This is a genomic window from Devosia sp. BK (genome assembly GCF_032907385.1).
Lineage (GTDB): Bacteria > Pseudomonadota > Alphaproteobacteria > Rhizobiales > Devosiaceae > Devosia.
This window is the reverse complement of record NZ_JAIMBX010000003.1, coordinates 573,219-596,969: the sequence shown is the minus strand read 5'-3', so window position 1 is coordinate 596,969 and position 23,751 is coordinate 573,219. Positions and strand designations below refer to the sequence as shown.

Sequence of the window (23,751 nt, the reverse complement as noted above, 5' to 3'; positions counted from 1 at the left end):
CATCTGCCGGCATGAGCACCACATCTGGCTTGGCTTTCTTTTCCGAAAAACCCTCGGTAAAAGGCCAGGAAAGACGAGGTCATCATGCCGGCAAACCCATCCCCCAGCCGTAAGCTCCTGGAAAAATTGGCGCGTGAGCGCATCCTTGTTCTGGATGGCGCCATGGGCACGCAAATCCAGGGATTGGGGCTTTCCGAGGATGACTTCGTCGGCCACGGGTTTGGTCACGCATGCCGGCATCATTCCGATCATCCGCAGAAGGGCAATAACGACCTTCTGATCCTCACCCAGCCCGAAGCGATCGAAGAGATTCACTTCAAATACGCCATGGCTGGTGCCGATATCGTCGAGACCAATACTTTTTCGGCGACCACGATTGCCCAGGCCGATTACGGCATGGAATCGGCGGTGCATGATCTCAATGTCGAGGGTGCGCGTGTCGTGCGCCGCGCGCTTGATCGCGCGACCGCTATCGACGGCAAGCCGCGCTTTGTGGCCGGCGCCGTTGGACCAACCAACCGCACGGCATCAATCAGCCCCGATGTAAACAATCCCGGTTTTCGCGCGGTAACGTTCGAAGACCTGCGCAAAGCCTATTCGCAGCAGGTCAACGGCCTCATCGCGGGCGGTGCAGACGTCATCCTGATCGAAACGATCTTCGATACGCTCAATGCCAAGGCGGCGATCTTTGCCTGCATGGAAGCTTTCGAAGCGACCGGCGTGGCGCTGCCGATGATGATCTCGGGTACGATTACCGATGCCTCGGGGCGGACGCTGACCGGGCAGACGCCGACTGCCTTCTGGCATTCGGTCAAACATTCGCGTCCCTTCACCATCGGGCTAAACTGTGCGCTAGGAGCCGAGGCAATGCGCCCGCACATGACCGAAATTTCGGGCGTCGCCGACACCTTTACCTGCGCCTACCCCAATGCCGGCCTGCCTAACGCCTTCGGCCAATATGATGAAGGCCCAGAGGACACCGCCAAACAGGTGGGCGAGTTCGCGCGCGAAGGCATTGTCAATGTGGTGGGCGGCTGCTGTGGTACGACGCCGGACCATATCCGCGCCATCGCTGATGCCGTTGCAGGCGTTGCGCCGAGGGTCGTCCATTGAGCCGCTATCTCCGCCTTTCCGGCCTCGAGCCTTTCGTCCTCACGCCCGATATTCCCTTCGTCAATATCGGCGAGCGGACCAATGTCACGGGCAGTGCGCGCTTTCGCAAGCTGATCACGGCGCGGGATTATACGGCGGCGCTCGCTGTGGCGCGCGATCAGGTCGAGAATGGCGCGCAGGTCATCGACATCAACATGGACGAGGGGCTGATCGACTCCAAGGCCGCCATGGTCGAGTTCCTCAACCTCATCGCTTCGGAGCCGGAAATCGCCCGCGTTCCGGTGATGATCGACTCTTCCAAATGGGAGGTGATCGAGGCGGGCCTGCAATGCGTGCAGGGCAAGCCGATCGTCAATTCCATCTCGCTCAAGGAAGGCGAAGAGCAGTTCCGGCACTATGCTGGTCTCTGCATGGCCTATGGTGCCGCCGTCGTCGTCATGGCCTTTGACGAACAGGGCCAAGCCGATACCTATCAGCGAAAGATCGACATTTGCGCGCGTGCCTATAAAATCCTAGTCGAAGAAATGGGCTTTCCGCCCGAAGACATCATCTTCGACCCAAATGTGTTCGCCGTGGCGACCGGCATCGAAGAGCACGACAATTACGGCGTCGACTTCATCGAGGCGACGGCCTGGATCCGCCAGAACCTGCCCTATGCCCATATTTCGGGTGGCGTTTCCAATCTCTCCTTCAGCTTCCGCGGCAATGAGCCGGTGCGCGAGGCGATGCATGCCGTGTTTCTCTACCACGCCATCAAGGCGGGCATGGACATGGGCATCGTCAATGCCGGGCAGCTTGCCGTCTATGACCAGATCGACCCGGAACTGCGCGAAGCGTGCGAGGATGTCGTCCTCAACCGCAAGCCGAAAACCGGCGGTACGGCGACCGAGCGAATGCTTGAAATTGCCGATCGCTTCAAGGGCGGCGCGCGTGAAGAAAAGGTCCGTGACCTTGCCTGGCGCGAATGGCCTATCGACAAGCGGATCGAGCATGCGCTCGTCAATGGCATCACCGAATTCATTGAGGCCGACACCGAAGAAGCGCGCCAGAATGCCGAGCGCCCGCTGCATGTGATCGAAGGCCCGTTGATGGCCGGCATGAACGTCGTCGGCGACCTCTTTGGCGCGGGGAAAATGTTCCTACCGCAGGTGGTCAAATCGGCGCGCGTGATGAAGCAGGCCGTGGCGGTGCTCCTCCCCTATATGGAAGAGGAAAAAGCCCTGACCGGCGGCGATCAGCGGCAATCGGCCGGCAAGATCCTGATGGCGACGGTCAAGGGCGACGTCCACGATATCGGCAAGAACATCGTCGGCGTCGTGCTCGCCTGCAACAATTACGAGATTGTCGACCTCGGCGTCATGGTGCCGCCGCAGAAGATTTTGGAAACGGCGCGCGCGGAGAAGGTCGATGTCATCGGGCTTTCGGGTCTCATCACGCCCTCGCTCGATGAAATGGTGCATCTCGCCTCCGAAATGGAGCGCGAAGGTTTTGATATTCCGCTGCTGATCGGCGGCGCCACGACGTCGCGCGTGCACACAGCTGTGAAAATCGCGCCACGCTATACGAAGGGCCAGGCCATTTATGTGACCGATGCCAGCCGCGCCGTGGGTGTGGTTGGCCAGTTGCTCTCTGAGACGATGAAGCCGGATTATGTCGCCGGCATTCGCGCCGAATATGTCGAGGTTGCTGAAAAGCACGAGCGCGCGGAATTGGCCAAGCAGCGCCTGCCGCTGACCTCGGCGCGCGCCAACCATTTCAAGATCGACTGGACCGACTACAAGGTCAACGCGCCTCAGTTTTTCGGCACGCGGGTCATCGAGGATTGGGATCTCGCCGAGATTGCGCGGTACATTGATTGGACGCCGTTCTTCCAGACCTGGGAACTGAAGGGCGTCTATCCGCGCATTCTCGATGATGAAAAGCAAGGCGAAGTGGCGCGTCAGCTGTTCGCCGATGCGCAGGATATGCTCAAGCGCATCATCGCCGAAAACTGGTTCAAGCCGCGGGCGGTTGTTGGCTTCTGGCCCGCCAATGCCGTCGGCGACGACATCAAACTTTTTGCCGACAAGGACCGCAATGCGGAACTCGCGACGCTCTATACGCTGCGACAGCAGACCTCGAAGCGCGGCGATAGCCCCAATGTGGCGCTGGCCGATTTCGTCGCACCGATCGGCACCCATGACTATCTCGGCGGTTTCGTCGTTACGGCGGGTCCCGAAGAAAACGAGATTGCCGAACGCTTCAAAAGAGCAAACGACGATTTCGGGTCGATCATGGTCAAGGCCCTGGCCGATCGTTATGCCGAAGCCATGGCCGAGATGTTGCACCAGCGCGTGCGCAAGGAATTCTGGGGCTATGCCGAAGACGAGACCTTTGCGCCCAATGAACTGGTCGGCGAGCCCTATCGCGGGATCCGCCCTGCCCCGGGCTATCCCGCCCAGCCGGACCATACCGAAAAGGTGACGCTGTTCCGCCTGCTCGATGCAGAAGCCAATACCGGCGTGCAACTGACCGAGAGCATGGCCATGTGGCCGGGTTCATCGGTGTCCGGCATTTATATCGGCCATCCCGATGCTTATTACTTCGGCGTCGCCAAGGTCGAGCGTGATCAAGTGCTTGATTATGCAAGCCGAAAGGGCATGGAAATCGCCGAAGTGGAACGCTGGCTGGCGCCCGTGCTCAACTACGTGCCGGCCTAGGTTTCCAATAGCGCTCATTGCCGCCCGACGCGACGCGGGCGGCGATGAACAACAGGTCTGAGAGGCGATTGAGATAGACCCGCCCTTGGGTTGTCCGCTCTTCGTCGAGCGATAGCAGGCGGCGTTCGGCACGTCGGCAGACCGTGCGCGCGACGTGCAGCGAAGCGACGGCGGCAGAACCGCCGGGTAGGATGAATTCCTTAAGCGGCGGCAGATCGGCGTTCCAGTCCGCGACGATCTGATCCAACGCTTCGATATGGGCTTCGGTCAGCACCGGGTGACCGGGCATGGAGAGCGCACCACCGAGATCGAAGAGGTCGTGCTGGATGTCGATCAGCACCTCGATAATGGCGGCGTCGGTCTGCTGACTCTCGGCAAAGCCTATGGTGCTGTTGAGCTCGTCGACCGTGCCCATAGCCTCAATCAAAGGCGCGTCCTTGCGAAGGCGTGAGCCGTCAGTGAGGCCCGTTGTGCCGTTGTCGCCGGTGCGGGTAACGATTTTAGATAGACGATTTCCCAAAACAACCTCCAGCACAGCGACCATGCCTGTGGTGAGCATGGGTCGCTGCGCTGTCAAGGACGTCGTTAGAACGCGCCTTGGTAGATCGCCAAGATATCGGCCTCGCCAAGAGGGCGGGGATTGTTGTCGATCAGGCGCTTGATGGCAAAAGCTTCTGCAGCCCAGAGCGGGAAGTCAGCTTCATCGGCGCCGTGGTTCTTGAGGCTCATGTCGACGCCGAGGGCGCTGCAATAATCCCGGGCACCGGCAAGGACGATGCGTTCGTCGGCATGGCTCGGCAGGCCGAGGGCGGCGAGCACTGCAGCGGTTTTTTCCGGGCGCTCCGACGCGTTGAAGGCCAGGACGTGCGGAAAGATGATCGCATTGGCGAGGCCATGCGGCAGTTTCAGGCGGGTGCCGAGGGGGTAAGCGAGCGCGTGGCCGCCAGCGGTGTTGACCGGGCCGAGGCAGACGCCGCCATAGTAGGAGGCGAGCATCATGCCGGCGCGGGCTTCGGTATCGGAGCCATTGGCGACAGCGCGGGCCAGATAGCGACCGACGAGTTCGATGCCCAAGGTGGCATAGCCGTCGATCAGCGGATGCGACTTGATATTGGTGAAGGCTTCCACGCAGTGGGCCAGCGCATCGATGCCGGTGGCGGCGGTGACGGCGGCGGGGACCGAGTAGGTCAGTTCGGGATCGAGCACCGCGATATCGGCCAGCATGTGCCGGCTTTCGATCGCGAGCTTGGCGAGGGTTTCGGGGTTCGTGACCAGCGAACGGATACCGGCTTCCGAGCCGGTGCCGGAGGTGGTGGGCACTTGAGCTAGGGCCGTCCGGCGGCCCTCAACCTTATTGGGACCGACGACATCGAGCACGGACTGCGTGCCGTCCCAGAGGACCGCAACGAGCTTTGCGACGTCCATGACCGAACCACCGCCGAGACCGACGACGAGGTCGGGCTTGAAGGCGCGGGCGGCTTTGAGCACGGCTTCGACGGCGGGGAGATCGGGCTCAGGCGGAATGTCGACAAAAGTTTCGACTTCGCCCTTGAGGCCGATGAGGGAGACGAAGCCGACGGTGGGGGCCATGGCAACGACGAAAACGCGCTTATAGGGCGCGGCCCATTCGGCGAGGCGCGAAACGGCGCCGGCACCGATTTCGAGGCGGGCAGGCTGCACCAGCGCGATTGGCCGGGCCATGGAAAGGATGGCGTCAGACATTTTCTTGCGCCTCGAGTTCGGCCATCTTGGTCCAGACAGTGTCGAGTTCTGCCGGGGTCAGATCGACCAGCGGCGGGCGAACGCGGGTCCAGCCGGCGTGGTTGCGACGCTTGGCCAGCATGGCCTTGATGGTCGGGAGCTGCACATAGGCGTTGGACAGATCGCGCCAGGCATTGATGCGTGCCTGGGCAGCGTCGACTTTCTCGTTCTGCGCGGGATCGAACCAGTTGTCGAAGACGACGCGCAGATGCTTGCCGATGAGATTGGAGCTGGAGGTGACGCACCCTGCCCCGCCCAAGCGCAGCAGCGGCAGCATGAAGGGGTCGGCGCCGGCAAGGACAGAAAAATTCTCGAATGCCCCAGCGAAGGCCTGCATGCTCTCGATTTTGCCTGAAGAATCCTTCACGCCGACGATGACGCCGGGAAAAGCTTCGCGGAGGCGCGCGGTGAGGTCGAGCGAGATGCCGATCTGGGCGATGGGCGGGATGTGGTAGAGGATGACGCGCAGATCGTTGCTGCCGACGCCTTCGATCAGTTCGGCATAGAAGCGGAAGAGGCCTTCGTCGCTGACGCCCTTGTAATAGAAGGGCGGGAGCACGACGCAGGCTTTTACGCCGGCTTCGACCGCGTGCTTTACCAGCGTGATGCTGTCGGGGATATTGGTCTGCGATGTGCCGGGGAGCAGGCGCTGCGGATCAAGGCCTGCGACGATGACCTTTTCAAGGAGGTCCTGGCGCTGGGTGATGCTGAACGAATTTGCTTCGCCGGTAGTGCCAAGGAGAGCGACGCCGTCGCAACCTTCTTCTATCAGCGCCTTGCAGTGGGCGGCGAAGGCGGCGTGGTCGGGTGCACCGTTCTCAAGGACGGGCGTTGCGGAGGCGCAGAAGACGCCGGAGACGGGGAGGTTTTTAACCGGATTCATCACTTCTTCCCCGAAACGAGCCGCCGCGCATAGGCGATGGCGGACTGCATATTGGTGTGGTTGGCCTTGCCGGTGCCGGCAATGTCGAAGGCAGTGCCGTGATCGACCGAGGTGCGATCGATGGGAAGGCCGAGCGAAACGTTGACGGCGGTGTCGAAGGCGACGAGCTTGATCGGAATATGGCCCTGATCATGATACTGGGCGACGACGAGATCGAAGGCGCCGGTATAGGCGCGGTGATAGACCGTGTCGGCCGAGATGGGACCGACGACATTGATGCCTTCGGCCTTGGCCATGGCGACGGCGGGGACGACCTGCAGATCATCCTCATTCCCGAAGAGGCCGCTCTCGCCGCAGTGCGGATTGATGCCGGCGACGGCGATGCGCGGATTTTCGTAGCCGATGCGCTTGAGGTGTTCGTTGCCGGTGCGAATTGTCGCAAGGATACGTTCGGGCGTGGCGCGATCGATGGCGGTTTTGAGCGACACGTGGGTCGAAACGTGAATGACCTTCAGGCGCTCGGAGCCGAGGAGCATCCAGGCGGTCTTCTGGCCGGTCAGATGCGCCAGCATGCCGGTGTGGCCATCATAGTGATGACCCGCAAGGTTGAGCGCTTCCTTGTTTATCGGGGCGGTGACGATGCAGCCGATATTACCGGCTTCGGAATCGCGCACGGCTTTTTCGATGAAGCGGAAAGCGGCGTCGCCGCCGCGCGGATCGAGCTTGCCCCAGGGGAGCGGGCCACCTTCGATGGGCAGGTCGACGACCACACCGTCTAGGTCGATATCAACCCCAAGAGCCGTGCGCGCCTTATCCAAGGTTTCGCGATTGCCATAGATGCGGGTGCGGGCGCGTTCGTCGGCGCTCATTTCCGCCACGGCTTTCACCGAAATCTCGGGGCCGACGCCAGCCGGGTCGCCCATGGTAATGCCGATGATGTCGCTCACGAGTGTTCTCCGTCGATCCATCCCACGGGGAGACGGACATATTTGATGGCACGCCGGAAATAGGTGTAGGCGACGTGCAATGCGCCGTCCTCGCCTTCCAGCAGATAGGGGTAGGACAATTCCTTGTTCCGTCCATCGACGGAATTATTGGACAGGCAGGTGCCGGGGCTGTCGTCGACAATGCGGCGCAGCGGCCAGGTTTTGCCGCCATCGCTCGAGACGCAAAGCGCTATCGGCGCGCGGGGCACGCCCCAGATCGGGGCGCAGCCGCCGGAGGCGTCGGGGCGATCATCGCCCTCTTCGATCTCGTCATAGAGCGAGACGCGGCGATCGGACGAAGTGGCGGCCGAGGTCGGATTGCACAGCATCGCCAAGCGCCCATCGGCAAGGCGGATGACGTTAATCGAGGAATTGTTGTTCGGCACGTCGGTCGGCGCGGGCGCAGACCAGGTCTTGCCTCCATCAAGGCTTTCCGAGCGATGGACGAAGTCCGACTGACGGCGGCGATACAAGGCGACCATATGATCGCCATCGAGCGGCACGATGGTCATGTGGACCGAGCCGATCGAGCCCGGCACTTCGGACATGGTCCAGGTCTGGCCCTCGTCATGGCTGATCGCCACGGCGGCGGTGTCGTGACTACCGTTCCAGCGCTGGCCGGGGCGGGAGATGCAGCGGAAGATCGGCATCATCCAGGCGCCGTCATTGCGACGGACAAAACGGCCGCGAATGAAGCTGCCAAGTGGCAGGTCGATTGTGCGCGGCTCTTCGCCGGTCAGTTCGCCACCGGAGACAGAAATTATGCGGGCGCGCAGCAGGCACTCGTCCTGATTGCCCGAGGGCTGGGCCGTGTGAAAAAGCTGCCACTGGCCGGCGCCATTGCGCCAGAGCACCGGGTTTTGCTCGGAGCGATCGGGATCGTGGCTGAGCCGCACCGACGGCGTCCAGCTTTCGGCGCCTGCGCTGAGCGTCGTGCCATAGATGGAAATGTCGGACTTGCCTTCGAGCGTGCCGCCGAACCAGAGGCAGGCAAGCGCGCCATCGTCCAGGCGCTCGATGAAGGCGGCGTGATTTTGCACCATGGGCGAAGGCAAAAATGCCTCAAGCCGTCCATCGGCACCAGAAACCAGACGACCATCCATACGGGCCGCAATTTCCTCCGGCGACATAGCTCTCCCCTTCACTTTGGTTGGGTCAAATTTCACATCTTCAAACATGTTGTCAATCTTGAATTCCTTGCAATTTGCAATCACTGTCAACTCAGGTTCATATTTTAATACGACATATCAATATGTTAAAGTTTCCAAAATCATGAAGTTGTAATGTCGATAATTTTTGGTTTGACAACATAGGGCCGAATGGAATTAGCTCAGCCACAAGGAAGGACCTCGTCCGTCCTCGGAGGAATATGCATGAGCGCCCCGCAGCGACGCTCATGGCACCGTCAAGCTGCGATGGGAGGTTACCTTGTTGCTAAAGCCGATTCTGGTCGGCGCCCTTTTGGCGTCCACGACCATTGCCCCTGCCCTGGCGCAGGCCAATACCGATATCACCGTTGTGCTGAGCGAAGAGCTTGATCTGGTCGAGCCCTGCATGGCGACCCGCTCCAATATCGGCCGCGTTATTCTGCAGAATATCAGCGAAACGCTGACCGAACTCGACGTGCGTGGCGACAAGGGTCTCACCTCGCGCCTGGCTGAAAGCTGGGAAGACCAGGGCGACGGCGTGTGGCAGTTCAAGCTGCGCCCGGACGTAAAGTTCTCGGACGGTTCGGCTTTTGATGCTGCTGACGTCAAGCACTCGTTCGATCGGGTTTTCTCCGACCAGATCACCTGCGAGAGCAAGCGTTACTTCGCCGACACCGCACTGACCTTCGATGTGGTCGACGACCTGACCATCAACGTCAAGGCCGAGCCCGCGCAGCCCGTGCTGCCGCTGCTGATGAGCCTTGTCACCATCGTACCATCGGAAACCCCGATGGAATTCGTCCGCGACCCCATCGGCACCGGCCCCTACAAGCTGACCGAATGGACCGCCGGCCAGCAGATCGTGCTTGAACGCCGCGATGACTATTGGGGTGAAGCCCCGGCCGTAACCAAGGCGACCTATGTGTTCCGCTCGGAGCCAGCCGTTCGCGCTGCCATGGTCGAAGCTGGTGAGGCCGATATCGCGCCGCAGATCACGGCCGAAGTCGCTAACAACCCGGCGACCGATTTCAGCTACCTCAATTCGGAAACCGTTTATCTCCGCGTTGACAACCAGGACGCTCCGACCAGCGACATCCGCGTTCGCAAGGCTCTGAATGCAGCGATAGACCGCGAAGCCTTTATCGGCACCGTTCTGCCTGAAGGCACTGAACTCGCCGTCGCCATGGTCCCGCCGACGACGCTCGGTTGGAACCCGGACGTCAAGGTCCCGGCCTATGATCCCGAACAGGCCAAGAAGTGGCTTGAAGAAGCCAAGGCTGACGGCGTCGATACGAGCCTGCCCATCGAGATCATTGCCCGTACCGAAAACTTCCCCAACGTGACGGAAGTGGCTGAGGCCTTGACCGACATGCTCAAGGACGTCGGCTTTAACGCCACCGTGCGCATGGTGGAAGTGGCCGAGCACGAGCAGTTCTACTCAAAGCCCTACCCCGAAAGCGAAGGTACCCGTCTGGTTCTTGCCCAGCACGACAATAGCCGCGGCGACCCGGTCTTCTCGATGTTCTTCAAGTATGACAGCCAGGGCACCCAGTCCGGCGTCAACGATCCCAAGGTCGACGACCTGATCGCCCGCGCCTCGGCTGCAACCGGCGACGAACGTGCTGGTCTCTGGTCCGAGCTCTTCGCTTACCTCCACGACGAAGTCGTTGCCGACGTCCTGCTGTTCCACATGGTTGGCCTCAGCCGCGTCAGCGAACGCCTCGACTTCACGCCGACCATCGCGACAAACCAGCAGCTGCAGCTGAGCGAAATCGGCTTCAAGTAAGACCTGTCCCAGGGTCTGATTGCGAGGTGCCGGGACTTTCCCGGCACCTCAAATTTTCAAAATACGGGTGACCGGCATGACCAAAATGATCGGACAGCGAGCGATCGCCAGCCTTCTCTCCCTTCTGGGGTTGATGATCTTGGTGTTCTTCCTTTCGCGCTTGACCGGCGACCCGGCAGTTCTCTTTCTGCCCATCGACGCGACCGAAGAGATGAAGCAGCAGTTCCGCGCGCTCCACGGGCTTGATCTGCCACTCATCGAGCAGTTTGGCCGCTATGTGCTCGATCTGCTGCAGCTCGATTTCGGCGAGAGCCTGCGCAAGGCGCGGCCGGCCATCGATGTTGTGCTCGAGGCCTATGCCTGGACGCTGCCGCTGGCGCTGATCACCATGGGCCTTGTCGTCACTTCGGCGATTATCCTCGGCTCGCTGGCCGCCTTTAATGTCGGCGGGTTCTTTGATCGGCTGGTGTCGATCGTCTCGCTAATCGGCGCTTCGGCCCCCGATTTCTGGATCGCCATCGTCGCGATCGTTGTCTTCTCCATTGGCCTCGGCTGGGTGCCCACCTCCGGTGTCGGTACACCGATGCACTGGGTGCTGCCGATCGCCGTACTGTTCATCCGGCCCTTTGGGCTCGTGGTGCAGGTGGTGCGCGGCTCGATGATCTCGGCCCTCGGCGCGCCCTATGTGAAAACGGCTCGGGCAAAGGGCGTGAAAAACCTGCCGCTGATTTTCGTCCATACGCTGCGCAATGGCATGCTGCCGGTGATTACCGTCATCGGCGACCAGGCTGCGGCCTTGCTCAACGGCGCCGTCATCGTCGAGACCATTTTTGGCTTCCCCGGCGTTGGCAAGCTGATGATCGACTCCATCCTGCAGCGCGATTTCAACGTGGTGCTGGCGGCCATCATGGTCACCGCCGTGGCCATTTTCATCATGAACATCCTGATCGATCTCGCCTATGGCCTGCTCGATCCGCGAATTCGTAACTAGGAGGCGATGATGGCAGACCTGTCGCTCGCCAAGACCTCGGCGCCAACTGCGCACGGCCCCTCGCTGCTCTCCATGCTGTGGCGGGACAAGCTGGCCTTTATCTCAGCCGTGGTGCTGCTGATCATCGTCCTCTTTGCGCTGCTTGGTCCGACCTTGCTCGGCGAACTCGCGGGCGATCAAAACCTGCGTGGCCGCAATTTCCCGCCGTTCAGCTTTGATCGCGGCTGGGCCTTCTTCCTCGGCGGCGACTCGCTGGGCCGCCCTATGTTGGCACGTCTCGTTGTTGCGGCGCACTCGACCATGTTGATCGCGGCCGGCACCGTGGTTGCCGCATTGACGATCGGCGCCGGTCTCGGCCTCGTGGCCGGCTATATGGGCAAGAACACCTCACAGGTGATCATGCGCCTCGCCGACGTGATCATGTCCTTCCCCTCGCTGCTGATCGCCGTCGTGGTGCTTTATGTGTTGGGGCCATCGATCCCCAACATGATCCTCGTTCTCGCCATCACCCGCATTCCGATCTATCTGCGCACCACCCGCGCCGAAGTGCTTGAAGTGCGCGAGCGCATGTTCGTGCAGGCGGCGACGGTGATGGGCGCAAGCCATGCGCGCATCATCCTGCGCCATATCCTGCCCGTGGTGGCGCCAACGTTGGTGACCATTGCGACGCTCGATTTCGCCTTCGTCATGCTGGCGGAAAGCTCGCTGTCCTTCCTCGGCATCGGCGTGCAGCCGCCCGATATTACCTGGGGTCTCATGGTTGCGCAGGGCCGCCCGTATCTCAATACCGCCTGGTGGTTGGCCTTCTGGCCAGGCTTGATGATTGTCATCACCGCGCTGTCGCTGAACCTCCTGTCGAACTGGATGCGCATTGCACTCGACCCCGCCCAGCGCTGGCGCCTCGAAGCAAGGAAGACCAAGAATGTCTGAACCCCTGCTCACGGTAAAAAACCTTTCGGTCGACTTTCACACCGCCCGCGGCACCGTCAATGCGGTCAAGAATGTGAGCTGGTCTGTCGGGCGTGGCGAAACGCTGGCAATCCTTGGCGAAAGCGGCTCCGGAAAATCCGTTTCCGCCAATGCGGTGATGAATCTGCTCGACATGCCGCCGGCCGAGATCGTTTCGGGCGAGATTTTCTATGAGGGCGAAGACCTTCTTAAGGTCTCCTACGAAAAGCACCGGGCGCTCAACGGCAAGAAGATCGCCATGATCTTCCAGGATCCGCTGGGCCATCTCAACCCGGTCTATACCGTGGGTTGGCAAATCGTGGAGATGATGACCGCCCATGGCCGGCCCGCCGACATGGCGCGGGCCCGTGCGCTGGAACTGGTGACCCGCGTCGGTATCCCTGAGCCTGAAAAGGCGATGCACAAATATCCGCATCAGTTTTCCGGCGGCCAGCGCCAGCGCCTGATGATCGCCATGGCGCTGATGCTGAAACCCGATATCCTGATTGCCGACGAGCCGACCACCGCGCTCGACGTGACCATTCAGGCCGAAGTGCTGGCGCTGCTCAAGGAATTGCAGGCCGAAACCGGCATGGCGCTGGTGCTGATTACCCACGACCTCGGGGTCGTCGCCGAAATCGCCGATCGCGTCGTGGTCATGAACAAAGGTGAGATCGTCGAGGAAGGTGTGACCCGCGACGTCTATCACAACGCAAAACACCCCTACACGCGAAAGCTGATCGACGCGGCGCCCGGCAAGGGCGAGATCAAACTGCTCGATCAGGCGGCACCGCCGCTGCTCGATGCCAAAAAACTCTGCAAAACCTATGGCAAGTTTGCCGCGCTCAAAGACGTGTCGCTGACACTGGCGCGCGGCCAGAGCCTTGCCGTTGTCGGCGAAAGCGGCTCGGGTAAATCGACCTTGGCGCGCACCCTGCTCCGGCTTGAAGAAGCCGATAGCGGGGAAGCGCTGTGGAAGGGTCGCGATCTCATCACCATGGGCCGCAGCGAACTCCTGGGCGTGCGCCGGCAGATCCAGATGGTGTTTCAGGATCCGACGCAATCGCTTAATCCGCGCATGTCGGTCTATCAGCTCATTGCCGAAGGGTGGGACATCCACAAGCTGATGCCCGATCGGAGCAAACGCCGGGCGCGGGTGATCGAGCTGCTCGAACAGGTCGGCCTCTCGCCAGAACATGTCGACCGCTATCCGCACCAGTTTTCCGGTGGTCAGCGGCAGCGCATCGCCATTGCCCGGGCGCTGGCGCTCGAGCCGGAATTGATCATCTGCGACGAAGCGGTGTCAGCCCTCGACGTGTCCATTCAGGCGCAGGTGATCGCTCTACTCGATGGCCTGCGCCAGCGGCTCGGGATTTCATTCCTGTTCATCGCGCATGATCTCGGCGTTGTCAGAGACTTTGCCGATACCGTCATCGTGATGAAATCGGGCGAGATCGTCGAGTACGGCCCGACTGCGCAGATTTTTGACGCACCGCAGCAGCCCTATACCCAGCGCCTGCTGGCTGCCAACCTCGATCCCGATCCCGATGTACAGGCCCAAAGGCGAGCAGCTCTCATCCATGCTTGAACGGGCGATCATAGCCGACGATCTGACCGGCGCATTGGACGCAGCCGCGCCCTTTGCCATGCGCGGGATTTCGACGGCCGTGGCGCTCAATGTGGCGGCCCTACCCCAAGCAATCGCCACAGGCGCGCGCATCGTCAGCGTCTCGACCGATAGCCGCGAAATCTCGCCGCAAGCGGCAAACGCCGCTGTACGCGATGCGCTTGCCGCACTCCCGACTGGGACGCCACTGTTCAAGAAAGTCGACTCCCGCCTAAAGGGGAACATCGAAGCCGAGCTCGATGCCATCCCGCATCAGAGGAGTCTTGTCATCCCTGCGATCCCGGCCTTTGGGCGCTTGGTGAAAGATGGCGCGATCCGAGGTTTTGGCGTCGCCGAACCTATCATCGTTGCCGACCGTCTCGGCCGCCACGCGCTCGCTTCCGTGGTTCCCGATATCGCCGAGCAGGTGGACATCGACCAGGCGCTTAACAGAGCATTCGACCTGCCCATTGGCGCCCGTGGGCTCGCCGAGGCGATGGCGAAAGCCATGGCACCAGATGCTGCCGAGCCGAGGATCACCTTTCCCAAAGGCCCGGCCTATTGTGTCATCGGCTCGACCGATCCGATCACTCTCGCCCAGCTCGATCGCCTGCGCGCCGCTGACCAAAAAATCAGCTATATCGACGCGCCAAACGGGCACGGCGCGCCGCTGGTCGGCGCCTCGAAACTCACCATCATCCAGGCAACGCCAGGCACGTCGCCGGCCGATGGAAAGGCCGTGGCCACCACCCTTGGCAAAACCCTGGCCGCACTTTCTCCGCCGCCGGGCTCACTGCTGGTCCTCTCGGGCGGCGCCACGGCACAGGTCATTCTCGAGCAACTCGGCATCGCTGTGCTCGAACTCTTGGGGGAAGCTCTGCCTGGCCTGCCCATTGCCCGGGCCGGAGACTTGACTGTCATCACCAAATCGGGCGGTTTTGGCGATCCGGACACCTTGTCCACCCTGCTTGCCCCATATTTTAGCGTCGGGAGCCCTGTGCACAGTCATGTCTGATAGTCTCACCGGGCGGCGCAACCTTGCTGATACGGTTTTCGACCGCATACAGCGCTCGATCAAGTCCGGCGCCTATGCGGTCGACGAACGCCTGCCGACCGAGCATGCCCTCGCCGCCGAATTCCAGGTTTCTCGCCCCGTTGTCCGCGATGCTCTCCAGCGCCTCCGCGACCAAGGCATGATCTATTCCCGCCGGGGTGCCGGCAGCTTTGTGCGCGAACAAGGCATTCGCGAGCCACTTGGTTTTGGCCAGATGGAGAACCTTTCGGACCTTCAGCATTGCTATGATTTCAGGCTGACTATCGAGCCAGAAGCCGCAGCGATGGCGGCCCAGCGACGTAGTCCGGAGGCGCTTGGCAAGATCAAGACGGCGCTGAACCTTTTACGTGACGCGACCAATCGCCAGGCGCACCGGGCCGATGCGGATTTCATGTTTCATCTCAGCATCGCCCAAGCCTCGGTGAACCCTTATTTTGTGACGGCCATGCAGGCGCTAGAAGAGCACATCGCGGTCGGCATGCGGCTGCACGGTCTGTCGCTGCGGCGCACCAGCGACGGGTTGAGCCATGTCCTCGTCGAGCATACGGCCATCTTCGAAGCGATCTCGACCAGCGACGGCGATACGGCACGAACCCTGATGCGCAACCACCTGATGGGCTCGCGCGATCGGCTTTTTGCGCCCAAGCAATAGGCCGACTGTTGCCCAAAATCCCTTGCCAAGCCTTGGCTTTGGGACCAATCTTGTCGCCGCCAGCCTGGGAGAGGCAGAGACCTCGGGTCGGGCGGCAGGGAGAATTCAAGCATGAGCGCTGATATGACCGATGCGGTGAAGAGCATGGCCGGTGGCCTTGGGGCCAGTTCGATGAGCCGGCGCATGTTTCTCGTGGGGTCTGCGAGCCTTGCAGTCCTCGGCATGGCGGGCTGCGCCTCGACCGGCACGGGCATGAGCACGGCTGAAGCCGAGCGGATCTATGGCCCCCTGCCCAATGAGCGGTTTCCGGTTCCGGCGGTCAACCTCAACAAGCTCAATCCAAAATATATGCGCCGCACAGTGCGCTACGACAGCAAGGAAGCCGTCGGTACGATCATTGTCGACCCCAAGAATTACTATGTCTACCGTATCGAAGGCGACGGGATGGCGACACGCTATGGCGCCAATATTGGCCGCGCCGGTTTCCTTTGGAGCGGTGAAGCCTATATCGGGCGCAAGGCGGAATGGCCGACCTGGACGCCGCCGAAGGAGATGATCGCGCGGCAGCCTGAGGTCGCCAAATATGCGGGTGGCATGCCGCCGGGCCTTGGAAATCCGTTAGGCGCCAGAACGCTTTACCTCTATCAGGACGGCCGCTACACGCTGTTCACGATCTATAGCACCATCATGCCGGAAACGATCGGCAAGGGCGTGACGAGCGGCTGTGTGGGCCTGCTGACCCAGGATATGATGGACCTTTATGCAAAGACCCCGGTCGATACCAAGGTCATCGTGCTAAAGGCTTGAAATGATTGAGCCCGCCGAATTGGCGGGCTCTTTTTTTACATCAGATCGCGGGGGAAGGATTGGCTCCATTCCCGCGTTTTGACCACCGTGCCATTCTCGCTGACCGAGAGCTTGCCAGTGAGATAGAACGTATCCTTGTCCGAGCGCATTTCGGTCGTGCTGTCGATGCCGATGCGCCAACCGTCACGTCCCATCTGGTACGATTGTGTTAGCAGATAGTTAGCACTGAGCGGCTCGTAGTCCGAAATCGTTAAATTGCGCTTGAGCGAGTGGCTAAGCTCGGTGCCGATATCATCGAAGCGCAAAATGCCCTCGCCGAAGAGACCTCCGATGCCTTCGGTGACATAGGTGGTCGTGCCTGCGACATGGTCCTGGCTCGACCAGCGGCGGACGGTGCCGGGATCGAGTTGGGTGATCGTGGTCGCGGGACCGTGGGCCGGCGGCGGGAGGACGACCGACGCGTCGTTCGACGAGCGGACGGGCAGCGAGAGCGTGCTGCTCGATGTGTCGATGGTGAGGGTCGCGAGTTCTGGCGATGGCCAGACCATGGGCCAATAGGATGTGCCGATGGCGACGCGGATCGCGTGGCCGGCGGCGAAGCGGTGGCCGCAGTCGTTGAGTTTTACCGTGACATCGTAGAACTGGCCGGGGACGAGCGCTTCGGGGTTCTCGTGGCTGTCGCGATGGGTGAGGTTCAGGACCTGATAGCTGATCCGGGTGACGGTGCCGTCGGGGCGGATGTCGGAGAGACGGACCGAGACCTGGGCGACCGGCTTGTCGGAGGCCACGCTTAGCTTGAGGACGGGGGCGCCGAGGACGTCGAAGCTTTCGGTCAGGACCGGCGTATCGAAGACGAGGGCGGCGCCATCGTCGAGGCGCTGGTCGGTCGGGTGTTCGCCGACGCAGCCGGTGCCCATCCATTCGCCGCCGGCTTTGCCGTGGCTCTGGGGGGAGCAGATGGTCAGCGTTCCGGCGGGGGCTGTGCCGGTGTGGAGGGCATGGTCGCTGCCGAGGGCGAAGGTTTTCGGCGCGATGGATGGTGATGGCCAATTGGCTTCGCCGACCCAGCGGCCGGGAGCGTCGGTGCGGGTGCCGGTGGGGGCGACGCTGTCATTGATATAGGCGCGCAGGTCGGGCTCGTTCATGACGCCCGTGTCGCGGCCCTTGAGCCAGTGATCCCACCAGCGCACCGCTTCCTGCAGGAAACCGATGGCCGGACCGGGGACGCCGTCCTGCGGATAGATATGACCCCATGGCCCGATGATCGCCTTGCGCGGGGTTTTGAGGCCTTCGAGGAGGCGCGGCACGGCATTGGTATAGCTATCGGCCCAGCCGCCGATGGCGAGGACCGGCACTTCTATGTCCGAAAAATCCTCGCAGACCGAGCCGTGCTTCCAATAGTCGTCATAGCGCTGGTGTTCGAGCCAGAGCGCGGGGAAGAAGGGCAGGTTTCCGATGCGCTTGAGCCAGGCATCGCGCCAGCCCTCGCCGACGATTTCGGGATCGAGCGGGCGGGCCTGATAGGCCAGCATGATCGTGCCCCACCAGAAGTTATCATTGAGCAGCAGGCCGCCCATATAGTGGATGTCGTCGGTGTAGCGATTGTCGGTCGAATAGGCGGTAATGATCGCCTTGAGCGCCGGTGGGCGGCGTGAGGCGACCTGGAGACCGTTGAAGCCGCCCCAGCTCTTACCCATCATGCCGACATTGCCGTCGCACCAGGGCTGGGCGGCGATCCAGGCGATGACTTCGAGCGCGTCGTCCTGCTCTTGCTTGAGATATTCGTCGGCCATATGGCCGTCGCTTTCGCCCGAGCCGCGCATGTCGACACGGATGGCGGCATAGCCGTTTTGCGCGAAGAAACCATGCATGGGCTCGTCGCGGCCACGCGTGCCGTCGCGCTTGCGATAGGGAATGTATTCAAGGATCGCCGGGACTTTCGCATCATCTTGCGGGAGCCAAAGACGCGCGCCGAGACGGGTGCCGTCGCTGAGGGGGATCCAGATGTGTTCGGTGATGCGGATGGTCATAGGGTGGTCCGAGTGTTTTTGGGGCGTGGGCTCGCCCATTTGGGGTTGTCACCCCGGCCTTGAGCTGGGGCCCATCTTGAGATCTCAGGATGGATCCCCGCTTTCGCGGGGATGACGGCCGGTGGGGGTGATGCCCCCCGCTCAAGGCCGGGGTGACATCGAGAGTGAGGATAACTTGGAGCTAAACCGCCACCTTGCGCTTGGCCAGGACGTCATCCAGCCAGTCGCGGCGGAGTTCGGGGACGGAGGTGACGAGCTCTTCGGTATAGGGGTGGAAGGGCGGTTGGAAGATTTCGGCCGTTGCACCCTGCTCCACGATCTTACCGCGCTGCATGACGAGCGTGCGGTCGGCAAGGCGGCGGACGACGCCGAGATCGTGGGTGATGAAGAGGTAGGAAAGGCCAAGCTCGGACTGGAGGCTCTTGAGGAGTTTTAGAATCTCCTCGGCCACCAACGGATCGAGGGCCGATGTGACCTCGTCGCAAATGATGAGATCGGGCTTGGCCGCCAGCGCGCGGGCAATGCAGACGCGTTGCTTCTGGCCGCCGGAGAGCGCGCCGGGAAGACGGGTGGCGAATTCCTGTGGCAGGCCGATGAGATCGAGCAGGCGCGCGACTTCCTTCTCTCGCGGCACGTCATGCATGCCGAAGTAGAATTTCATCGGGCGGCCGATGATCTCGCCGACGGTCTGGCGCGGATTGAGCGCTACGTCGGGGAGCTGATAGACGAGCTGGATGCGGCGCAGCTCTTCCTTCGAGCGCTTCTTGTAGGACCGTTCGAGCCGGTCCTTGTCGAAGCTGATCATGCCAGACGAGGTCGGGAGGAGCCCCGCGATACAGCGCGCGAGGGTCGATTTACCGGAGCCGGATTCCCCGACGACAGCGAGGGTTTCGCCGCGGCGGAGCTGGCAGGAGATGTTCTCGAGGACGGCGGTCTTGCCATAATAGGCGTCGATCGCCTTTACGTCGAGCAGCACCTCGCCAATCGGATGGTCGGTCACGGCATTGGAGAGATTTCCCTGCCGCTCGGCGACGAGCATACGGGTGTAATCCTCGCGCGGGGCTTCGAGCACCTGTTCGGCGGTGCCCTCTTCCACGAGCTTGCCGTGGCGCAGCACCATGATGCGATTGGCAATCTGGGCGACGACGGCGAGGTCATGGGTGATGTAGAGGGCCGAGGTCTTGTAGCGCTGGATCAGGCTACGAAGCAGCGCCAGCACTTCGATCTGCGTCGTTACGTCGAGGGCCGTGGTGGGTTCATCGAGGACGAGCACATCGGGGCGGCAGGACATGGCCATGGCGACCATGGCGCGCTGCAACTGACCGCCCGAGACCTGATGGGGATAGCGATCGCCAAAAGTTTCGGGATTGGGCAATTGCAGGGTTTTGAGAAGCTCGAGCTTCCAGGCTTCCGCTTCCGGCCTTGTCATCTTGGCGTGGTAGAGCGCGCCTTCGACGATCTGTTCGCCAATGCGGATGGCCGGGTTAAAAGCCGCCGCTGCCGACTGGGCGACATAGGCGATGCGGGCGCCGCGCATCTTTTCGCGGGTGGCGCGCGAGCCTTCCATCAGCGAGGTTTCGCCAATGGTGATCGTGCCGCCGACGATGCGGCAGCCACCACGGCCATAACCCATGGCGGCAAGGCCGATGGTGGATTTGCCGGCGCCGGATTCGCCGATCAGCCCCAAGACTTCGCCGGGGGCGAGATCGAGGTCGATGCCATCGACGAGGATGGCACCGTTGGGGGCCGCAACCCGAAGATCGCGAATGGTCAGGATATTGCTCAACGATCAGCTCCTTGAACTGCGGCGCCGGAATTGAGCAGCCAATCGACCACGAGATTGACCCCGATGGTGAGAAGCGCAATGGCGGCGGCCGGGAAGAGCGGCGCGTAGAGGCCGTACAAGATGGCCTGCTGATTATCTTTCACCATGCCCCCCCAATCCGCGAAGGGCGGCTGGATGCCGAGGCCAAGGAAGGAAAGGCCGGCGACGAAAAGGAAGGTGAAGCAGAAGCGCATGCCAAACTCGGCGATGAGCGGCGGCAGGGCATTGGGCAGGATTTCGCGCGTGATCAGCCAGAAGAGGCTTTCGCCGCGAAGACGCGCGGTTTCGGCATATTCGAGGACGGAAATGCCTTGGGCGACGACACGGGCGAGACGGAACACGCGGGTGCTGTCGAGGAGCGCGATGGTGAAAATCAGCACCGGCACGGACGAGCCGAGGGCCTGCAACACCACCAGAGCCGAGATCAGCACCGGGATGCACATGACGGTATCGACGATACGGGAGAGCACCGTATCGACCCAGCCTCCAAAGAGCGCAGCGATGAAGCCGAGCGGAATGCCGATGGAGAAGGAAATCAGCGAGGCGGCGAGCGAAACGCCGATGGACATCTGCGCGCCGGCCAGCAGGCGCGAAAACATGTCGCGGCCGTTTTGATCGAGACCGAACCAGAACTGGGCCGATGGTGGATCGAAAGGTGCGCCGACGATTTCGTTCTGTCCATAGGGCGCGAGGATCGGTCCGAGGATGAAGACGAGGAGGTTGAGCGTCACGATGGCGAGGCCCAGCCAGGCGGAGATCGGGATTGCCTTGAGTTTGCTGGTCATCGTGGATGCCTCAGACGCGGATTGAGGGCGATGGCGGCAATATCGGCAATGGAATTGAGGATGACATAGGCCGCCCCAAAAACCATGGCCGCAGCCTGCACCAGCGGCAGATCGCGCTTGGCGACGGCATCGACCATGAAGCGCCCGAGCCCGTTATAGTTGAAGATCGCTTCGACGAGCACGACGCCGGTGATGAGATAGGCGATGTTGAACGCCACCACATTGACGATGGGCGCGGCCGCATTGGGTAGTGCGTGACGGAGAACGACACGCTTGGTGCGGAGGCCCTTGAGGAAAGCGGTTTCCACATAGGCCTGATCCATGACCGAGAGCACGGCGGTGCGTGTCATGCGCATCATTTGGGCCACGGTGACCAGAACCAGCGTCAGGGCCGGCAGGGTCGTGGCGCGAAGCCAATCGGGAAAGCTCATGCCCGCATAGGTATCGGCAAGGCTCGGCAGCAGGTTGAACTGCACCGAGAGGAAGAGAATGAGCAGAAGTCCCAGAAAGTATTCGGGCAGCGACACGAAGGCGAGTGCCACGATGTTGACGCCGCGATCGAAGATGCCACCGCGGCGAACGGCAGCGGCGAGACCAAGGAGGACCGCAATCGGCACCGAGACAATGGCAGCATAGGCGGCGAGCGCCATGGTATTGCCAAAGCGCGGCCAAAGGAGATCGGCGACGGGCTGGCGATTGGCCAGCGACATTCCGAGATCGCCCGTGGCGAAGCCCTGGAGCCAGGTGAGGTAACGCTGCCACGCAGGCAGATCGAGGCCGAGGTCCTGTCGGAGCGCCGCAAGCGATTGCGGCGTTGCATTCTGTCCGAGAATTGCCGAGGCGACGTCGCCCGGCAGGAGCTGGGTGCCCGCGAAAATCAATGCGGACACCAGCAGAAGCGTCAGGATCCCCAGCGCGACACGCTTAAGGATGAGTTCGATCATTATGCTTCGAGCCAGACCTTTTCAGCGAGGCGCGCGCCCATGAAGTTGAACATCGGGTGCGTGGTGACGCCGCCGAGCTTGGTGGAGACGGCATCGAGATAATCGCCGAACATCGGGATCATCGCGCCGCCATCATCGGAAATCAGCTGCTGGAGCTCAGCGTAGATTTCCTTGCGCTTCGCATTGTCGAGAAGCGCGCGGGCTTCGACGAGCTTGGCGTCGAACGTCTCGTTCTTCCAATGCGTGTCGTTCTGCGCGGAGGTCGAGGAGTAAGCGATAGTGAGCATCTGGTCCGCCGTCGGACGGCCGCCCCAATATCCCATCGAGAACGGCGCCTTCATCCAGACATTGGACCAGTAGCCATCGCTTGGCTCACGCTTGATCGAGAGATTGATGCCCGAGGCCGCAGCCGAAGACTGGAAGATCGCAGCCGCATCGACGGCGCCGGAGAAGGCAGCGTCTGAGGCGGAGAGCTCGATATTGAGGGAATCGAGGCCCGCTTCCTTGAGGTAGAACTTCGACTTTTCCGGATCGTAAGCACGCTGCGGCAGATCGGCGGCATAGAACGGATCGGTGACCGGGATCGGGTGATCATTGCCGAGCTTGCCGTAACCACGAAGGGCGGTGGTCAGGAGCTGCTCGCGATCAATGGCGTATTTGATCGCCATGCGGACATTATTGTCCGTGTAGGGGCCCTGGGTGCAATCCATGAGGAAGGTGAAGTGCTGGCCGCCGGCCGACTGCACGACTTCAAGGTTCGGATTGCGCTTCAAAAGATCGACGGTCTTGAAGTCGAGCTGGTTGATGGCGTGGACCTGGCCGCTCATCATAGCATTGGTGCGGGCGGCGATATCGTTGATGACGATGACTTCGACGGCATCGACCCAGGCGGTGTTGGGCTTCCAGTAGCTTTCGTTGCGCGTGAAGCGGGCGCGCACGCCGGGCTCGTAGCTTTCGAGCTTGAAGGGGCCGGTGCCGATCGGCTTGGTCCAGTCTTCAAAGCCCTCGGGCACGATCAGGAAGTGATAGTCCGAAAGGATATAGGGCAGATCGGCATTGCCACTATCGAGGACGATCTTGATCTCGGTGTCCGAAACCTTGACCACATCGGCGAACTGGCCGGCGGTCGAGCGGGCTGCCGAGGTGGAAGCTTCGCCGCGATGGAGGTTCAGCGAATAAAGGATGTCTTCGGCGGTGAGCGTCTTGCCATCATGGAAGGTGACGCCCTGGCGAATCTTGAAGGTCCACTCTTTGGCGTCTGCCGAGGGCTCCCAGCTTTCGAAGAGCTCGGGCTGGACCTGGTTGTCCTTGTCGATTTCGACGAGGCCGTTGAAGGTCATATAGGCCTGGTTGACCGGCACCCAATCGTTGAGCACGCGAATGTCGAACGTGTCGGTGGTCGAGCCGCCGCCGATGCCCAGTTTCAGGACGCCACCGCGCTTGGGGGTTGCTTCCTGCGCAAAAGCCTGCGGCACGATGAGACCGCTGGCCAGAGTGATGAGACCGAGCCCGGCGGCGCCGGCCATGAACTGGCGGCGGCTCAGCGCGAACGGCGACTGGTTGTTCGACATATTCCTACCTTGTTGTTGTTTGACTTCCGCCGTTCTGCCAGGGCAGCAGAGGCGTCCCCATGGCCGGAATACTAGTGGGCAAATGATGGCGCCCGGCATGATATAAAATCATACCCCTATCAGAATCCGGCGTGCATGGTTTGGTCGGGTTCGAGGCTAAAT

At 61.7% G+C, this 23,751-nt stretch carries 17 protein-coding genes and 1 pseudogene; 8 read left to right on the top strand and 10 right to left on the bottom strand.

Annotated features, from left to right (window positions below):
- Window positions 1-117 precede the first annotated feature (117 nt).
- Window positions 118-3,812 (top strand): annotated as a pseudogene (metH, locus tag DevBK_RS18400) (methionine synthase); the annotation flags it as partial.
- On the opposite strand, the gene DevBK_RS18395 reads toward metH, so the two are convergent.
- From DevBK_RS18395 to DevBK_RS18375, 5 genes are read right to left on the bottom strand one after another with little or no spacing between them, the layout of a single operon-like run.
- Window positions 3,793-4,371, bottom strand: a complete 579-nt coding sequence (locus DevBK_RS18395; protein WP_244483988.1) for a cob(I)yrinic acid a,c-diamide adenosyltransferase — start codon at window positions 4,369-4,371, stop codon at window positions 3,793-3,795. The pseudogene metH and the gene DevBK_RS18395 sit on opposite strands and share 20 nt — an antisense overlap.
- Before the next feature lie 26 nt (window positions 4,372-4,397).
- Window positions 4,398-5,534, bottom strand: coding sequence for an iron-containing alcohol dehydrogenase (locus DevBK_RS18390; protein WP_317186494.1), 1,137 nt, complete (start codon window positions 5,532-5,534; stop codon window positions 4,398-4,400).
- Complete coding sequence (locus DevBK_RS18385) at window positions 5,527-6,456, bottom strand: dihydrodipicolinate synthase family protein (RefSeq protein WP_317186493.1); 930 nt, start codon at window positions 6,454-6,456, stop codon at window positions 5,527-5,529. Before DevBK_RS18385 ends, DevBK_RS18390 begins: the two co-directional genes overlap by 8 nt.
- A complete protein-coding gene (gene pdxA, locus DevBK_RS18380; protein ID WP_317186492.1) occupies window positions 6,456-7,403 on the bottom strand; it encodes a 4-hydroxythreonine-4-phosphate dehydrogenase PdxA in 948 nt (315 codons plus the stop codon). Before pdxA ends, DevBK_RS18385 begins: the two co-directional genes overlap by 1 nt.
- Complete coding sequence (locus DevBK_RS18375) at window positions 7,400-8,572, bottom strand: sialidase family protein (protein ID WP_317186491.1); 1,173 nt, start codon at window positions 8,570-8,572, stop codon at window positions 7,400-7,402. Before DevBK_RS18375 ends, pdxA begins: the two co-directional genes overlap by 4 nt.
- 301 nt (window positions 8,573-8,873) lie before the next feature.
- On the opposite strand from DevBK_RS18375, the gene DevBK_RS18370 reads away from it, so the two are divergent.
- The 7 genes from DevBK_RS18370 (at window position 8,874) to DevBK_RS18340 (ending at window position 16,434) form a co-directional block, all read left to right on the top strand.
- Window positions 8,874-10,376, top strand: a complete 1,503-nt coding sequence (locus tag DevBK_RS18370) for an ABC transporter substrate-binding protein (RefSeq protein ID WP_317186561.1) — start codon at window positions 8,874-8,876, stop codon at window positions 10,374-10,376.
- A 76-nt stretch (window positions 10,377-10,452) separates the two neighbouring features.
- The gene (locus DevBK_RS18365; protein ID WP_061911941.1) at window positions 10,453-11,367 is read left to right on the top strand and encodes an ABC transporter permease; all 915 of its coding nucleotides are present in this window, start codon (window positions 10,453-10,455) and stop codon (window positions 11,365-11,367) included.
- 9 nt (window positions 11,368-11,376) lie between these two features.
- Window positions 11,377-12,297 carry an ABC transporter permease gene (locus DevBK_RS18360; protein WP_061911860.1) on the top strand — a complete coding sequence of 307 codons (921 nt, stop codon included), beginning with the start codon at window positions 11,377-11,379 and terminating at the stop codon, window positions 12,295-12,297.
- Window positions 12,290-13,903 carry an ABC transporter ATP-binding protein gene (locus tag DevBK_RS18355; RefSeq protein WP_317186490.1) on the top strand — a complete coding sequence of 538 codons (1,614 nt, stop codon included), beginning with the start codon at window positions 12,290-12,292 and terminating at the stop codon, window positions 13,901-13,903. The genes DevBK_RS18360 and DevBK_RS18355 overlap by 8 nt, the downstream gene beginning before the upstream one ends.
- Window positions 13,896-14,936: a four-carbon acid sugar kinase family protein gene (locus tag DevBK_RS18350; protein WP_317186489.1), complete on the top strand. Its 1,041-nt coding sequence runs from the start codon at window positions 13,896-13,898 to the stop codon at window positions 14,934-14,936. Before DevBK_RS18355 ends, DevBK_RS18350 begins: the two co-directional genes overlap by 8 nt.
- Entirely contained in the window at window positions 14,929-15,627 is a 699-nt protein-coding gene (locus DevBK_RS18345) for a FadR/GntR family transcriptional regulator (RefSeq protein WP_061911857.1), read from the top strand. The genes DevBK_RS18350 and DevBK_RS18345 overlap by 8 nt, the downstream gene beginning before the upstream one ends.
- 123 nt (window positions 15,628-15,750) lie before the next feature.
- Window positions 15,751-16,434 (top strand): L,D-transpeptidase, encoded by a 684-nt coding sequence (locus DevBK_RS18340; RefSeq protein ID WP_410494103.1) that lies wholly within the window; start codon window positions 15,751-15,753, stop codon window positions 16,432-16,434.
- A gap of 35 nt (window positions 16,435-16,469) precedes the next feature.
- On the opposite strand, the gene DevBK_RS18335 is transcribed toward DevBK_RS18340, so the two are convergent.
- The 5 genes from DevBK_RS18335 to DevBK_RS18315 form a co-directional block, all read right to left on the bottom strand.
- A complete protein-coding gene (locus DevBK_RS18335) occupies window positions 16,470-18,464 on the bottom strand; it encodes a CocE/NonD family hydrolase (protein WP_317186488.1) in 1,995 nt (664 codons plus the stop codon).
- 181 nt (window positions 18,465-18,645) lie between these two features.
- Window positions 18,646-20,250, bottom strand: a complete 1,605-nt coding sequence (locus DevBK_RS18330) for an ABC transporter ATP-binding protein (protein ID WP_317186487.1) — start codon at window positions 20,248-20,250, stop codon at window positions 18,646-18,648.
- Complete coding sequence (locus DevBK_RS18325; RefSeq protein ID WP_317186486.1) at window positions 20,247-21,074, bottom strand: ABC transporter permease; 828 nt, start codon at window positions 21,072-21,074, stop codon at window positions 20,247-20,249. The genes DevBK_RS18330 and DevBK_RS18325 overlap by 4 nt, the downstream gene beginning before the upstream one ends.
- Window positions 21,071-22,018 (bottom strand): ABC transporter permease, encoded by a 948-nt coding sequence (locus DevBK_RS18320; RefSeq protein ID WP_317186485.1) that lies wholly within the window; start codon window positions 22,016-22,018, stop codon window positions 21,071-21,073. Before DevBK_RS18320 ends, DevBK_RS18325 begins: the two co-directional genes overlap by 4 nt.
- Window positions 22,018-23,589 carry an ABC transporter substrate-binding protein gene (locus DevBK_RS18315; RefSeq protein WP_317186484.1) on the bottom strand — a complete coding sequence of 524 codons (1,572 nt, stop codon included), beginning with the start codon at window positions 23,587-23,589 and terminating at the stop codon, window positions 22,018-22,020. The genes DevBK_RS18320 and DevBK_RS18315 overlap by 1 nt, the downstream gene beginning before the upstream one ends.
- Window positions 23,590-23,751: the final 162 nt, after the last annotated feature.